General features: G+C 70.4%; 17 protein-coding genes. 15 read left to right on the top strand and 2 right to left on the bottom strand.

Features of this window, described 5'->3' with window-relative positions:
• Positions 1-58: 58 nt before the first annotated feature.
• The 13 genes from map (at position 59) to glmM (ending at position 10,289) form a co-directional block, all read left to right on the top strand.
• A complete protein-coding gene (gene map / locus BI06_RS21615; RefSeq protein WP_043471337.1) occupies positions 59-901 on the top strand; it encodes a type I methionyl aminopeptidase in 843 nt (280 codons plus the stop codon).
• A gap of 115 nt (positions 902-1,016) precedes the next feature.
• Entirely contained in the window at positions 1,017-1,460 is a 444-nt protein-coding gene (gene mscL / locus BI06_RS21610; RefSeq protein WP_078879889.1) for a large conductance mechanosensitive channel protein MscL, read from the top strand.
• A gap of 170 nt (positions 1,461-1,630) precedes the next feature.
• Positions 1,631-1,852 (top strand): translation initiation factor IF-1, encoded by a 222-nt coding sequence (gene infA / locus BI06_RS21605; RefSeq protein ID WP_003956442.1) that lies wholly within the window; start codon positions 1,631-1,633, stop codon positions 1,850-1,852.
• A 33-nt stretch (positions 1,853-1,885) separates the two neighbouring features.
• Entirely contained in the window at positions 1,886-1,999 is a 114-nt protein-coding gene (gene rpmJ, locus BI06_RS21600) for a 50S ribosomal protein L36 (protein WP_003956441.1), read from the top strand.
• A 172-nt stretch (positions 2,000-2,171) separates the two neighbouring features.
• Positions 2,172-2,552: a 30S ribosomal protein S13 gene (rpsM, locus tag BI06_RS21595; protein ID WP_030393312.1), complete on the top strand. Its 381-nt coding sequence runs from the start codon at positions 2,172-2,174 to the stop codon at positions 2,550-2,552.
• A gap of 72 nt (positions 2,553-2,624) precedes the next feature.
• Positions 2,625-3,032: a 30S ribosomal protein S11 gene (rpsK, locus tag BI06_RS21590; protein ID WP_014136257.1), complete on the top strand. Its 408-nt coding sequence runs from the start codon at positions 2,625-2,627 to the stop codon at positions 3,030-3,032.
• 132 nt (positions 3,033-3,164) lie between these two features.
• The gene (locus tag BI06_RS21585; RefSeq protein WP_030393313.1) at positions 3,165-4,187 is read left to right on the top strand and encodes a DNA-directed RNA polymerase subunit alpha; all 1,023 of its coding nucleotides are present in this window, start codon (positions 3,165-3,167) and stop codon (positions 4,185-4,187) included.
• Between the two features lie 127 nt (positions 4,188-4,314).
• Positions 4,315-4,794: a 50S ribosomal protein L17 gene (gene rplQ, locus BI06_RS21580; RefSeq protein WP_030393314.1), complete on the top strand. Its 480-nt coding sequence runs from the start codon at positions 4,315-4,317 to the stop codon at positions 4,792-4,794.
• Between the two features lie 82 nt (positions 4,795-4,876).
• A complete protein-coding gene (gene truA, locus BI06_RS21575; RefSeq protein ID WP_199523333.1) occupies positions 4,877-5,806 on the top strand; it encodes a tRNA pseudouridine(38-40) synthase TruA in 930 nt (309 codons plus the stop codon).
• Between the two features lie 41 nt (positions 5,807-5,847).
• A complete protein-coding gene (locus tag BI06_RS21570) occupies positions 5,848-7,524 on the top strand; it encodes an ABC-F family ATP-binding cassette domain-containing protein (protein WP_043470740.1) in 1,677 nt (558 codons plus the stop codon).
• 239 nt (positions 7,525-7,763) lie between these two features.
• Complete coding sequence (rplM, locus tag BI06_RS21565; RefSeq protein ID WP_030393317.1) at positions 7,764-8,207, top strand: 50S ribosomal protein L13; 444 nt, start codon at positions 7,764-7,766, stop codon at positions 8,205-8,207.
• A gap of 46 nt (positions 8,208-8,253) precedes the next feature.
• Positions 8,254-8,754, top strand: coding sequence for a 30S ribosomal protein S9 (rpsI, locus tag BI06_RS21560; RefSeq protein ID WP_030393318.1), 501 nt, complete (start codon positions 8,254-8,256; stop codon positions 8,752-8,754).
• 170 nt (positions 8,755-8,924) lie between these two features.
• The gene (glmM, locus tag BI06_RS21555) at positions 8,925-10,289 is read left to right on the top strand and encodes a phosphoglucosamine mutase (protein ID WP_030393319.1); all 1,365 of its coding nucleotides are present in this window, start codon (positions 8,925-8,927) and stop codon (positions 10,287-10,289) included.
• 66 nt (positions 10,290-10,355) lie between these two features.
• Here glmM and coaA read toward each other — a convergent pair whose 3' ends face one another.
• Positions 10,356-11,351 carry a type I pantothenate kinase gene (gene coaA, locus BI06_RS21550; RefSeq protein ID WP_045937803.1) on the bottom strand — a complete coding sequence of 332 codons (996 nt, stop codon included), beginning with the start codon at positions 11,349-11,351 and terminating at the stop codon, positions 10,356-10,358.
• Positions 11,352-11,450: 99 nt separating this feature from the next.
• On the opposite strand from coaA, the gene glmS reads away from it, so the two are divergent.
• Positions 11,451-13,307, top strand: a complete 1,857-nt coding sequence (gene glmS / locus BI06_RS21545) for a glutamine--fructose-6-phosphate transaminase (isomerizing) (protein WP_078879904.1) — start codon at positions 11,451-11,453, stop codon at positions 13,305-13,307.
• Between the two features lie 42 nt (positions 13,308-13,349).
• Here the strand turns inward: glmS and BI06_RS21540 are convergent, their stop codons facing one another.
• A complete protein-coding gene (locus BI06_RS21540) occupies positions 13,350-13,898 on the bottom strand; it encodes a Uma2 family endonuclease (RefSeq protein WP_030393322.1) in 549 nt (182 codons plus the stop codon).
• 187 nt (positions 13,899-14,085) lie between these two features.
• On the opposite strand from BI06_RS21540, the gene BI06_RS21535 reads away from it, so the two are divergent.
• The coding region (locus tag BI06_RS21535) for an NAD(P)H-hydrate epimerase (protein ID WP_043471333.1) at positions 14,086-14,873 on the top strand (788 nt) is incomplete at its 3' end.

Here is a 14,873-nt window from a genome sequence, read left to right as displayed (position 1 = left end):
AACGAGTGCACGGCCGCCGGCAAGGACCGCGCGGGAACCCAAGGAAGGCGTGACCCAGATGGTGGAGATCAAGACCCCCGAGCAGATCGCGAAGATGCGAGCGGCCGGGCTGGTCGTCGCCGAGGCGCTCAAGGCGTGCCGCGAGGCGGTCGCCCCGGGAATCACCACCCAGGAGCTCAACGACATCGCGGACAAGGTCATCACCGACCACGGTGCGACCTCGAACTTCCGGGCGGACCACGGCGGCCTGTGGTTCCCGGGCGTCATCTGCGCCTCGGTGAACAACGAGGTCGTGCACGGCATCCCCGGCGGCCGGGTGCTCGAGGAGGGCGACCTCATCTCGATCGACTGCGGCGCGATCCTGGAAGGCTGGCACGGTGACGCGGCGATCTCGGTCGCGGTCGGCGAGGTGGCTCCCGAGGTGGAGATGCTGAGCCGGGTCACCGAGGGCTCGATGTGGGTCGGCATCGCCCAGATGAAGAAGGGCAACCGCCTGGTCGACGTCTCCAAGGCGATCGAGGGCTTCATCCGCCGCCAGCCGCTGCCGCCCAAGGGCAAGTGGGGCATCACCGAGGGCTACGGCGGCCACGGCATCGGCACCGCGATGCACATGGAGCCGCACGTGCTGAACTACGTCGAGCGCGGCCGGGGCAAGGGGATGAAGCTGGTCCCCGGCACCGTGCTGGCGATCGAGCCGATGGTCTCGCTGGGCACCCCGCACACCAAGGTGCTGGAGGACGACTGGACCGTGGTCACCAACGACGGCACCTGGGCCTCGCACTGGGAGCACTCGGTGGCGGTCACCGAGGAGGGCCCGCTGGTGCTCACCGCCTTCGACGGCGGCAAGGAGATGCTGGCCAGGCTGGGTGTCACGGCCGCGCCGGACCCGCTCGGCGCGTAGTCGGCGGGGTCGGAGCGCCGGCCCCGGCGAAGGAGCGAAGCCCTGGAGGTTTGGACCTCCAGGGCTTTTGTCCTATTTTTATGCGCTGGCAGTGGCTTCGAGCGAGGAGAGTGCAGTGTTCAAGGGATTCCGCGACTTCATGATGCGCGGCAACGTGGTCGACATGGCGGTCGGTGTCGTCATCGGTGCCGCGTTCACCGGTGTGGTGACCGGCTTCGTGTCCGCCTTCCTCACCCCGCTGGTGGGTGTGGTGGTCGGCGCCGCCGGCGACTTCGGCTCGTACAAGGCCACCATCGCCGGGGTGACCTTCCCGTACGGCCAGTTCCTCAACGTGCTGATCGCGTTCTTCATGACCGCCGCGGTGCTCTACTTCTGCGTGGTCCTGCCGGTGACCAAGGCCACCGCCCGGTACATGCCGAAGAAGCCGAAGACCCCGAAGCGTCCCTGCCCGGAGTGCCTGACCGAGATCCCCGAGGCCGCCCGCCGCTGCGCCGCCTGCACCGCCCACGTCGACCCGCTGGCCGTCCCGGTCGTTCCCGCCGCCACGACCGGCCGCTGACCGGAGCCCCGTTTTGGTGCATCCCTCGCGCTGGCGTAGGATGGACCGTCGGCTCACTCGTAGCGTGCTCCAGCACGCCCTCTTCCCCCTCGTCGGGGTCGGGGTGGACCCAGGTTCGCACGAGCGTGCCGCATACGGTAGCCGGTCCCGGAAGGTGGATCTCGCAGTTCATGGCTAAGAAGCAAGGCGCCATTGAGATCGAGGGCACCGTGATCGAGTCTCTTCCGAACGCGATGTTCAAGGTCGAGCTGCAGAACGGTCACAAGGTCCTCGCGCACATCAGTGGCAAGATGCGCATGCACTACATCCGCATCCTGCCGGACGACCGGGTCGTGGTGGAGCTCAGCCCCTACGACCTGACGCGTGGCCGGATCGTCTACCGCTACAAGTAAGAACGCCAGATCTAGACCCGGAGAACCTGAAGCATGAAGGTCAAGCCGAGCGTCAAGAAGATCTGCGACAAGTGCAAGGTGATCCGCCGTCACGGCCGGGTCATGGTGATCTGCGACAACCTGCGCCACAAGCAGCGCCAGGGCTGATCTCTTTCCCGCATTTCTCGTAGTACTTCGCGCGACGCGAAAAACGTCATAAGCGGGCCACCCGATCCGTCCAGGACGGACTGCCGCCCCCGGTCAGAGGCCGGGGCTCCCTCACCGTGAGGTGTCGGAGTAGGTGGCTCGCCAGACCTCTGAAGAAACACAGGAGCCTTGAATGGCACGCCTCGCCGGCGTTGATCTCCCCCGTGAGAAGCGGATCGAGATCGCCCTTACGTACGTGTACGGCATCGGCCGTACCCGCGCCCAGCAGACCCTCGCCGAGACCGGTGTCAGCCCCGATGTCCGCGTTCGCGACATCGCCGAGGACGACCTGGTCAAGCTGAGCCAGTACATCGACGCCAACTTCACGGTCGAGGGTGACCTCCGCCGCGAGGTGGCCGCCGACATCCGCCGCAAGGTCGAGATCGGCTGCTACGAGGGTCTGCGTCACCGCCGCGGCCTGCCGGTCCGCGGTCAGCGCACCCACACCAACGCGCGTACCCGCAAGGGCCCGCGTCGCGCGATCGCCGGTAAGAAGAAGCCGGGCAAGAAGTAGTCCGTCCCGTAACCGGACATCCCTCCGGCCCGCGGGTCAGCGGACCGACCACCTCAGTAGGAGAACAGACTTATGCCCCCCAAGGGTCGTCAGGCTGCCGGCGCGAAGAAGATCCGCCGCAAGGAAAAGAAGAACGTCGCTCACGGCCACGCGCACATCAAGAGCACGTTCAACAACACCATCGTTTCGATCACCGACCCCTCGGGCAACGTGATCTCCTGGGCCTCCGCCGGCCACGTCGGCTTCAAGGGCTCGCGCAAGTCGACCCCGTTCGCCGCGCAGATGGCCGCCGAGGCCGCTGCCCGTCGCGCGCAGGAGCACGGCATGCGCAAGGTTGACGTCTTCGTGAAGGGTCCGGGCTCCGGCCGCGAGACCGCGATCCGTTCGCTCCAGGCCACCGGCCTGGAGGTCGGCTCGATCCAGGACGTGACCCCCACCCCGCACAACGGCTGCCGTCCGCCGAAGCGCCGCCGCGTCTGACGCGGGGCCCTTCCGGGCTCGCAGTACCTGCTTCAAACCTCGTACGGGGTCCCGTTTCCGACGGGACCCCGTACGCTGGTTCTGTTCGGCATCAAATAGTGGGTGCCGAAGATCAATGGAGGATCTGACACCATGCTGATCGCTCAGCGCCCCTCGCTGACCGAAGAGGTCGTCGACGAGTTCCGCTCGCGGTTCGTGATCGAGCCGCTCGAGCCGGGCTTCGGCTACACCCTCGGCAACTCCCTGCGCCGCACGCTCCTCTCCTCGATCCCGGGTGCCGCTGTCACCAGCATCCGCGTCGACGGTGTCCTGCACGAGTTCACCACCGTGCCGGGCGTCAAGGAGGACGTCACCGACCTCATCCTCAACATCAAGCAGCTGGTCGTCTCCTCGGAGCACGACGAGCCGGTCGTGATGTACCTGCGCAAGCAGGGCCCGGGTGTCGTCACCGCCGCCGACATCGCGCCGCCGGCCGGTGTCGAGGTGCACAACCCCGAGCTGATCCTCGCCACGCTGAACGGCAAGGGCAAGCTGGAGATGGAGCTGACCGTCGAGCGCGGTCGCGGCTACGTCTCCGCCGTCCAGAACAAGGCCTCCGGCCAGGAGATCGGCCGCATCCCGGTCGACTCGATCTACAGCCCCGTGCTGAAGGTCACCTACAAGGTCGAGGCGACCCGTGTCGAGCAGCGGACCGACTTCGACAAGCTGATCGTCGACGTCGAGACCAAGCCCGCCATGCGTCCGCGCGACGCCATGGCCTCGGCCGGCAAGACCCTGGTGGAGCTGTTCGGTCTCGCCCGCGAGCTGAACATCGACGCCGAGGGCATCGACATGGGCCCGTCCCCGACGGACGCCGCCCTGGCCGCCGACCTGGCGCTGCCGATCGAGGAGCTCGAGCTCACCGTTCGGTCGTACAACTGCCTCAAGCGCGAGGGCATCCACACCGTGGGTGAGCTCGTCGCCCGCTCCGAGGCCGACCTGCTCGACATCCGCAACTTCGGTGCGAAGTCGATCGACGAGGTCAAGGCGAAGCTGGCCGGCATGGGCCTGGCCCTCAAGGACAGCCCGCCCGGGTTCGACCCGACCGCCGCCGCCGACGCCTTCGGCGCCGACGACCTGGACGACGCGGGTTACGCGGAGACCGAGCAGTACTGAGAGACTTGACCGCGGGGGCGGTTCCCAGGAACCGCCTCCGTTGTCGTGAAAGTCGTGCGGGCACAGTGCCCGTACGCCCGCTGCGGTACCTGGTACGGCCGCAGTCGGAGATTCGAGGAGTAATTCCATGCCGCGTCCCACCAAGGGTGCCCGCCTCGGCGGCGGCCCGCACCACGAGCCGCTGCTGCTCGCCGGTCTGTGCCGGGAGCTGTTCCAGTACGGCCGCATCACCACGACCGAGGCCAAGGCCCGTCGGATGCGCCCGCTGGCGGAGAAGCTGATCACCAAGGCGAAGAAGGGCGACATCCACAACCGTCGCCTGGTGCGCAAGACCATCACCGACATCTCGGTGCTGCACACCCTCTTCACCGAGATCGCGCCGCGCTACGAGAACCGCCCGGGTGGTTACACCCGTATCACCAAGATCGGTCCCCGTCGTGGCGACAACGCCCCGATGGCCGTGATCGAGCTGGTCGAGGCGCTGACCGTCGCGCAGACCGCCGTCGGTGAGGCCGAGGCCGCCACCAAGCGCGCCGTCAAGGAGGCCGACGAGGCCAAGGTCGAGGCCCCCAAGGCCGACGAGGCCGAGGCCGCCGAGCAGGCCTGACACCCACCAGGTGTGTTGCGGGCCCGCTTCCCCATCCGTGGGGGAGCGGGCCCGTTCCTCTTTGTCCAGGGAGTGGAGAGCAGTGGTGAACGATTGCGCCGAGCGGCCGCCGGTGAAGGACGGCCCGGCCGACGGGTACGTCCGGGTCCGGCTGGACCTCGCCTACCACGGCGCCGAGTTCTCCGGCTGGGCCCGGCAGAAGGGCGGCCGGCGGACGGTCCAGGAGGAGATCGAGACCGCGCTGCAGATCGTCACCCGCAGCCAGGAGCTCCACCCGCTCACCGTGGCCGGCCGCACCGACGCCGGTGTGCACGCCCGGGGCCAGGTCGCCCACGTCGACCTGCCGGCCGAGCTGTGGGAGGCGCACCGGGAGAAGCTGATGCGCCGGCTGGCCGGGCGGCTGCCCGGTGACGTCCGGGTCTACCGGGTGGGCGAGGCCCCGGCGGGCTTCGACGCCCGCTTCTCGGCGATCTGGCGCCGCTACGCCTACCGGGTCGCCGACCACCCCGGCGGGGTCGACCCGCTGCTGCGCGGCCATGTGCTCTGGCACGACCGGCCGCTCGACCTGGACCGGATGAACGCCGCCGCCCGGCTGCTGATCGGCGAGCACGACTTCGCGGCGTACTGCAAGAAGCGCGAGGGCGCGACCACCATCCGCACCCTGCTGGAGCTGCGCTGGGACCGGGTCCCGGTGGACGGCTACGCGTCCCAGGAGGGCTCGCTCGCCGTCGCCACCGTGCGGGCCGACGCCTTCTGCCACAACATGGTGCGCGCCCTGGTCGGCGCGATGCTGCTGGTCGGCGACGGCCACCGGCCGGTGGAGTTCCCCGGCGAGGTGCTGGCCGGCGGGGTGCGCAACTCCGCCGTCAACGTGATCCGGCCGTACGGGCTGACCCTGGAGGAGGTCGGCTACCCGGCCGACGACCAGCTCGCGGAGCGCAACCGCGCCGCCCGCCGGATGCGCACCCTCCCCGGCGCCCCCACCGTCCCGTCAGGCCCCGACGCCACCTAATCCATTTGGGTCCGGGGCGGCGGCTTGGGACAATCTCCCCCATGGGACACGTCGAGATTTCGCACCTGGAGTACTACCTGCCGGACGGGCGGGTGCTGTTCGACGACGCGTCCTTCCGGGTGGGGGAGGGCGCGGCCGTCGCGCTGGTCGGCGCCAACGGCGCGGGCAAGACCACACTGCTGCGCATGATCGCGGGCGACCTCCAGCCGCACGGCGGCTCGGTGACGATCAGCGGCGGGCTCGGCGTGATGCGCCAGTTCGTCGGCACCACCGGCCGCGAGGAGCAGAAGAAGGCCGGCGACGAGCAGGAGGGCCCGGGCGCGCTGCCCGCCGACGCCTCCGTCCGCGACCTGCTGGTCTCCGTCGCCCCCGCGCGGATCGCCAAGGCCGCCCGCGCGGTCGACGCGGCCGAGCTGGCGATGATCGCCCAGGACGACGAGAAGACGCAGATGGCCTACGCCCAGGCGCTCTCCGACTGGGCCGACGTCGGCGGCTACGACTACGAGACCGACTGGGACGTCTGCACCACGGCGGCCCTCGGGATGCCCTTCGACAAGGCCCAGTGGCGCGGTCTGAACACGCTCTCCGGCGGCGAGCAGAAGCGGCTCGTCCTGGAGGCGCTGCTGCGCGGCCCCGAGGAGGTCCTGCTGCTCGACGAGCCGGACAACTACCTGGACGTCCCGGGCAAGCGCTGGCTGGAGGAGGCCATCCGGGCCACCCCGAAGACCGTGCTGTTCATCTCCCACGACCGCGAACTGCTGTCCCGCACCGCCGAGAAGATCATCAGCGTCGAGTCCGGCGCGGCCGGCTCCAGCGTCTGGGTGCACGGCGGCGGGTTCGACTCCTTCCACGAGGCCCGCAAGGCCCGCTTCGAGCGCTTCGAGGAGCTGCGCCGGCGCTGGGACGAGGAGCACGCCAAGCTCAAGAAGCTCGTCGTCAACCTGCGCCAGGCCGCCTCGATCAGCCACGACATGGCCTCCCGCTACTCGGCCGCGCAGACCAGGCTCAAGAAGTTCGAGGACGCCGGGCCGCCCGAGGCCCCGCCGCGCGAGCAGAGCATCACCATGCGGCTCAAGGGCGGGCGCACCGGGGTGCGCGCCTTCACCATGGAGCAGCTGGAGCTCACCGGCCTGATGAAGCCCTTCGACCTGGAGGTCTTCTACGGCGAGCGGGTCGGGGTGCTGGGGTCCAACGGCTCCGGCAAGTCGCACTTCCTGCGGCTGCTGGCGGGCGACGACACGGTGGCCCACACCGGGTCCTGGAAGCTCGGCGCCCGGGTGGTGCCCGGCCACTTCCGGCAGACCCACGCGCACCCCGAGCTGCTCGGCCGCACCGTCCGCTCGATCGTCGAGGAGGAGCACGCGCTCGGCCGCGGCGCCGCGATGGGCGTGCTGCGCCGGTACGAGCTGGACCGGCAGGAGGAGCAGAAGTTCGAGTCGCTCTCCGGCGGGCAGCAGGCCCGGCTGATGATCCTCAAGCTGGAGCTGTCCGGCGTCACCGCGCTGCTGCTCGACGAGCCGACCGACAACCTGGACCTGGAGAGCGCCGAGGCGCTGCAGGCCGGGCTGGAGGCCTTCGACGGCACTGTGCTGTGCGTCACCCACGACCGGTGGTTCGCCCGGACCTTCGACCGTTTCCTGGTCTTCGGCGCCGACGGCCGGGTCTACGAGTCCCCGGACCCGGTCTGGGACGTCAGCCGGGTCGAGCGGGACCGCTGATCAGGGGCCCGGGGACCGTTCCGGCGGGGAGGATTTTGACCGTCCCCGTCCGGCCCGGTAGCCTGGGCGCTTGATGTGCGTATTGGCTCGCTCTATCTCACGTGAGAGGTCGGTACGCCGGAGACACCAGGTCGACGACCAGCGGCTCCCCCTTGAATTGCGTCCAAGGCGGCCAGGCTGATCCCTCCTCCGGGTACTCCTGTCAGGACTCACTCACTGAAAAGCGAAGGCATACGACCGTGCGTACGTACAGCCCCAAGCCCGGCGACGTCCAGCGTCAGTGGCACGTCATCGACGCGACCGACGTCGTGCTCGGCCGTCTGGCCTCCCAGGCCGCCAACCTCCTCCGGGGTAAGCACAAGGCGATCTACGCGCCGCACGTTGACACTGGTGACTTCGTCATCATCATCAACGCCGACAAGGTGCACCTGTCCGGTAACAAGAAGACCCAGAAGCTGGCCTACCGCCACTCGGGCTTCCCGGGCGGTCTGCGTTCGGTGCGCTACGACGACCTGCTGGCGAACAACCCGGAGAAGGCCGTCGAGAAGGCCATCAAGGGCATGATCCCCAAGAACACCCTGGGCCGTCAGATGCTCTCCAAGCTGAAGGTCTACTCGGGCGACCAGCACCCGCACGCTGCGCAGCAGCCGGTGCCGTTCGAGATCACCCAGGTCGCGCAGTAATTCCGGCCACCAAGCCCCCCATCACTGAAAAGAGCTGAGGAACACCGTGGCCGAGACCACCGAAACCCTTGAGGTCGAGTTCGACGAGACTGTCGTCGAGGGCGAGTTCACCTCCGAGGAGTACACCTCCGAGTCCCTGGCCGGCCGCTTCGGCGAGGCCGTCCCCGGCGCCGGCCTGGGCCGTCGCAAGGAGGCGATCGCCCGCGTGCGCATCGTCCCGGGCACCGGGCAGTGGAAGATCAACGGTCGCACCCTGGAGAACTACTTCCCCAACAAGGTGCACCAGCAGACCGTGAACGAGCCCTTCAAGCTCCTCGAGCTTGACGGCCGTTACGACGTTGTCGCCCGCATCTCCGGCGGCGGCGTCTCCGGTCAGGCCTACGCGCTGCGCCTCGGTGTCGCCCGTGCCCTGAACGAGGCCGACGTGGACAACAACCGCGCTGCCCTGAAGAAGGCCGGCTTCCTGATGCGTGACGCGCGTGCCGTCGAGCGCAAGAAGGCCGGTCTCAAGAAGGCCCGCAAGGCGCCGCAGTACAGCAAGCGCTAATTGCGCCCTCCGGGGGTGCACCGCCCTGGTGGTGCACGCCCCCGGATGCGCTCCACACGCCCCGGAGTACCTCGTGTACTCCGGGGTGTCGTGTTCCCCGGCCATTGTGCGGAGGCCGGGGATTCGATCGGATTCACTGCAAGGCATTGCGGCGATGTGAGGACGGGACAATGGGACGACTCTTCGGTACGGACGGCGTGCGCGGTGTGGCCAATCAGGGGCTGACGGCGGAGCTGGCGCTCGGCCTGTCGGTCGCGGCGGCGCACGTGCTCGGCGAGGCGGGGGCCTTCGACGGCCATCGGCCGGTCGCGGTCGTGGGCCGTGACCCGCGCGCCTCGGGCGAGTTCCTGGAGGCCGCGGTCATCGCGGGCCTGGCGAGCGCCGGCGTCGACGTACTGCGGGTCGGAGTGCTCCCCACCCCGGCGGTGGCCTACCTCACCGGCGCGCTCGGCGCCGACTTCGGCGTGATGCTGTCCGCCAGCCACAACGCCATGCCGGACAACGGCATCAAGTTCCTCGCCCGCGGCGGCCACAAGCTGGACGACCGCATCGAGGACGCCATCGAGGCCCACTACCACAAGCACGCGGCGGGCGGTGAGGACTGGAACCGTCCGACCGGCGCCGCCGTCGGCCGGGTCCGCGAGTACACCGAGGGCTTCGACAAGTACGTCGCCCACCTCATCGGCGTGCTGCCCAACCGCCTGGACGGCATCCGGGTCGTCATCGACGGCGCGCACGGCGCGGCCGCCTACGTCGCCCCCGAGGCCTTCGCCCGGGCCGGCGCCGAGGTCGTGCACACCCTGGGCGCCGAGCCCACCGGCCTCAACATCAACGACGGTGTCGGCTCCACCCACCTGGACCGGCTGCGCACCGTCATGCGCGAGCACTCGGCGGACCTCGGGATCGCCCTGGACGGCGACGCCGACCGCTGCCTGGCCGCCGACGCGGCCGGCGACGAGGTCGACGGCGACCAGATCATCGCGATCCTGGCCGTCGCCATGAAGGAGGCCGGCACGCTGCGCCGCAACACCGCCGTCGCCACCGTGATGTCCAACCTGGGCTTCAAGCTGGCGATGGAGCGCGAGGGCATCGACCTGGTCGAGACCTCGGTCGGCGACCGGTACGTGCTGGAGGCGATGAAGGAGCACGGCTTCGCCCTGGGCGGCGAGCAGTCCGGCCACGTCATCCTGCTGGACCACGCGACCACCGGCGACGGGACCCTGACCGGCCTGATGCTGGGCGCCCGGCTGGCCGCCACCAAGCAGCCGCTGGCGGACCTGGCCGCCGTGATGACCCGCCTGCCGCAGGTGCTGATCAACGTCAAGGGCGTCGACAAGAGCCGGGTCGGGACCAGCGAGGAGCTGGCCACCGCGGTGGCCGCGGCCGAGGCCGAGCTGGGTGCCACCGGCCGGGTGCTGCTGCGTCCGTCGGGCACCGAGCCGCTCGTCCGGGTGATGGTCGAGGCCGCCGACGAGGCGCAGGCGCAGTCCGTCGCCGAGAAGCTCGCCGAGGCCGTGCGCAGCTCGCTGGGCTGACGGCCCCGGAACACGCCGAGAGGCCCCCGCCGCGGACGATCGCGGCGGGGGCCTCTCGGCGTTCCCTCAGAGCTTGCGCAGCAGCGCCCGGCGGACCTTGTGGTCCGAGCCCTTCTGCAGGACCAGGGTGGCCCGGCCGCGGGTGGGCCGCACGTTCTCCAGCAGGTTCGGACGGTTGATGGTGCGCCAGACCTGGCGGCCGTACTCCATCGCCTCCTCCTCCGGCACCTCGGTGAAGCGGCGGAAGTAGGAGCTCGGGTCCTGGAAGGCGGTCTGCCGCAGCTTGCGGAACCGGTCCAGGTACCAGCTCTCGATGTCGTCGGTGCGGGCGTCGACGTAGATCGAGAAGTCGAAGTAGTCGGCCACCGCGAGGCGGGTGCGCCCGTCGCTGCCGGGCAGGGCCGGCTGGAGCACGTTCAGGCCCTCGACGATGAGGATGTCCGGGCGCTCCACGGTGAGCCGCTCGTCCGGCACGATGTCGTACACGAGGTGCGAGTAGACCGGCGCGGTGACCCGCTCCTTGCCGGCCTTCACATCCGCGACGAAGCGGGTCAGCGCCCGGCGGTCGTACGACTCGGGGAAGCCCTTGCGGGCCATCAGGCCGCGCCGCCGCAGCTCGGCGTTGGGCAGCAGGAACCCGTCGGTGGTGACCAGCTCGACCCGGGGGTGCTCGGGCCAGCGGGCCAGCAGCGCCTGGAGCAGCCGAGCGGTGGTCGACTTGCCGACCGCGACCGAGCCGGCCACCCCGATGATGAACGGGGTGCGGGTGCGCTCGGTGTCCGGGGTGTCCAGGAAGGTGCCCAGGGCGCCGCGCAGGTCGTGCGTGGCGTGGATGTAGAGGTTCAGCAGCCGGGACAGCGGCAGATAGACGTCCCGGACCTCGTCGAGGTCGAGTGCGGTGCCGAGACCCCGCAGCCGTTCCACCTCCTCCGCGGTCAGTGGCAGCGGCGTACGCTCGCGCAGCGCGCTCCACTCGGCCCGGCTGAGGTCCACGTAGGGGGACGGCGAGGGGCCGGGCGTGATGTCGCCCCGCGTACAGAGTTCGGTCAGCACATGCTCCATTGTGGGCCGTAGCGCCGTTCGCGGTGGCTGTGGTGTCGGTCACGGCCTGTGGGCGAACCGTGCGAATGGGGCGTCCGGAGCGCCCTTATGCTGGCACGCATGTGCGGAATTGTTGGATACGTGGGCTCCCAGCCCGCCCTTGACGTTGTAATCGCAGGCCTGCAGCGACTGGAGTACCGGGGTTACGACTCCGCCGGTGTCGCGGTGCAGGTGCAGGGCTCCGACGGGCAGTGGAGCCTCGCCACCGACAAGCGGGCCGGCAAGCTCGCGAACCTGGAGAAGTCGCTCGCCGAGACCCCTCTTCCCGGCGGCACCACCGGCATCGGCCACACCCGTTGGGCCACCCACGGCGGGCCGACGGACGCCAATGCCCACCCCCACCTGGACGACGCGGCCAAGGTCGCCGTGGTCCACAACGGCATCATCGAGAACTTCGCCCTGCTCCGGGGCGAGCTGGCCGAGCGCGGCCACACGCTGCGCTCGGAGACGGACACCGAGGTCGTCGCGCACCTGCTCGGCGAGCTGTACGAGGGCGACCTCGCGGAGGCCATGCGCGCCGTCTGCCGCCGGCTGGAGGGCGCCTTCACCCTCGTCGCCGTGCACGCCGACGCCCCGGACGTCGTGGTCGGCGCCCGTCGCAACTCGCCGCTGGTGGTCGGGCGCGGCGAGGGCGAGAACTTCCTCGCCTCCGACGTGTCCGCGTTCATCGCGCACACCCGCGAGGCGATCGAGCTGGGCCAGGACCAGGTCGTCGAGCTGCGCCGCGAGGGCGTCACGGTGACCAACTTCGACGGCACCCCGGCCGACGTGACCGAGTACCACGTCGACTGGGACGCCTCGGCCGCCGAGAAGGGCGGCTACGACTACTTCATGCTCAAGGAGATCGCCGAGCAGCCGAAGGCCGTCGCCGACACCCTCCTCGGCCGGATCGGCACCGACGGCCGGCTCACCCTCGACGAGCTGCGGATGTCGGACGCCGACCTGCGCGCGGTCGACAAGGTCGTCATCGTGGCCTGCGGCACCGCCTTCCACGCGGGCATGATCGCCAAGTACGCGATCGAGCACTGGACCCGGATCCCGTGCGAGGTCGAGGTCGCCTCGGAGTTCCGCTACCGCGACCCGATCATGGGCCCGGGCACGCTGGTCATCGCCATCTCGCAGTCCGGCGAGACCATGGACACCCTGATGGCGCTGCGCCACGCGCGCGAGCAGGGCGCCAAGGTGCTGGCGATCTGCAACACCAACGGCTCGACCATCCCGCGCGAGTCGGACGCGGTGCTGTACACCCACGCCGGCCCCGAGGTGGCGGTCGCCTCGACCAAGGCGTTCCTGACCCAGCTGGTCGCCTGCTACCTGGTCGCGCTGTACCTGGGCCAGGTGCGCGGCACCAAGTGGGGCGACGAGATCCTCGCCGTCATCAAGGAGCTCGGCGACGCGCCGAAGCAGGTCGAGCAGGTCCTGGAGACCATGGAGCCGGTGCGCGAGCTGGCCCGCTCCCTCGCCGACGCCAAGTCGGTGCTGTTCCTCGGTCGGCACGTGGGCTTCCCGGTCGCCCTGGAGGGCGCGCTCAAGCTCAAGGAGCTCGCCTACATGCACGCCGAGGGCTTCGCCGCCGGTGAGCTGAAGCACGGCCCGATCGCGCTGATCGAGGAGGGTCTGCCGGTGGTGGTCGTCGTGCCGTCGCCGCGCGGCCGGTCCATCCTGCACGACAAGATCGTCTCCAACATCCAGGAGATCCGGGCCCGCGGTGCGCGGACCATCGTGATCGCCGAGGAGGGCGACGAGGCGGTCGTCCCGTACGCGGACCACCTGATCCGCATCCCGGTCACGCCGGTGCTCCTCCAGCCGCTGGTCGCCACCGTGCCGCTGCAGGTCTTCGCCTGCGAGCTGGCCACGGCCAAGGGCCACGAGGTCGACCAGCCCCGCAACCTGGCAAAGTCGGTCACCGTCGAGTAGTCCGACCCCGCTCCGTCCCGGGGCCCCTGCGGTGGCTGCGTCCTACCGCAGGGGCCCCGTGTCGAGCGTGAAGGAGAACGGGGCGGGCAGGTCCAGGGGTTTGCCGAACTCGACCTTGGTCGTGGTGATGTAGTCGCCGTCCTCGGGGTTGGTGAACAGGGTGACGGTGCCGGCGTCGCGGTCGACCAGCAGGTAGCAGGGGATTTCTGCGGCGGCATAGCCCAGGCGCTTGGGCTCGCGGTCCTTGTGCGGGTTGAGCGAGGTGACCTCGAAGACGAGCAGAACACCCTCCGGCAGGGCCCAGGAATCCAGATGGTCGAACTGGTCGGCCGGGACGATCGTGCCGTCGGGGATGAACCGGCCACCGGGAGTGATCAGGCCCTTGACGCCTGCGACGTCCAGATCGACTGCGGCCTTCCGAAAGAACTGCTTCGAAACCTTCGAGATCGTGCCCTCGTGGTGTCCGTCCGGTGGCGGCGTCACGACGATCTCCCCTTCGATGAATTCGGCCTTGCTGCCCAGCGGGGTGTCCAGCTCCAGAAACGCCTGGAGAAGGCTCTCCTCGCTCAGCGGGTGCTCGACTGCCGGCATGGCGACCATGGCCCTTCTCCCTCCTGTGGGTCCGTGCCGAGCCACACCGTAGGCACCCGGACCGACACCGGTGGGGAATCGAAGTTGGTGTCACTCGAAAGTGTGCCGCACGGCCGGGGGCGCCGTCGGGAGCTCCTTCGCGTAGCGTCGGCGGGAGTTGCCGCCGAGTTCCGGGGGAGAGCCCGTCATGCGCAGTGCCCACAGCGTCGACCAGGTCCGCGCCGCCGAGGCGGAGCTGATGGCCCGGCTCCCGGAGGGCACGCTGATGCAGCGGGCCGCCGCCGGGCTCGCCGTGACCTGTGCCCGGCTGCTGACCCGCCGGCGCGGCCGGGTGTACGGCAGTCGGGTGGTGGTGCTGGCCGGTAGTGGCGACAACGGGGGTGACGCCCTGTACGCCGGTGCGGAGCTGGCCCGGCGCGGGGCGCGGGTGACGGCGGTGCTGCTCGCTCCCGGGCGGGCGCACGGCGGCGGGCTGGCGGCGCTGCGGGCGGCGTACGGGCGGGTGGTGGTGGAGCAGGAGGTCGGCCTGGCCGACTTCTCGTGCGCGGACCTGGTGCTGGAGGGCATCGTCGGCATCGGCGGCCGGGGCGGACTGCGGCCGGAGGCCGAGCCGTACGCGCGGGCCGCGCGGACCGGGGTGGTGGTCGCCGTCGACGTGCCCAGCGGGGTGGACGCCGACACCGGGGAGGTCGCGGGGGCGGCGCTGCGGGCGGACGTCACGGTCTGCTTCGGCACCTACAAGCCCGGGCTGCTGATCGACCCGGGCGCCTCGTACGCCGGAGCGGTGCAACTGGTGGGGATCGGGCTCGAACTGCCGCCGGCCGGGGTGGTGGCCCTCCAGCACGCCGACGTGGCCGCCCTGCTGCCGGTGCCGGGCGCGGAGAGCGACAAGTACCGGCGCGGTGTGGTCGGGGTCGCCGCCGGTTCCGCGCGGTACCCGGGGGCGGCGCTGCTCGCGGTCGCCGGCGCGCTGCG

Origin of the sequence: Kitasatospora sp. MBT66 (assembly GCF_000710405.2) — a bacterium.
In the GTDB taxonomy this organism is placed as follows: domain Bacteria; phylum Actinomycetota; class Actinomycetes; order Streptomycetales; family Streptomycetaceae; genus Kitasatospora; species Kitasatospora purpeofusca.
This window is presented reverse-complemented; position numbering and strand designations above follow the sequence as displayed.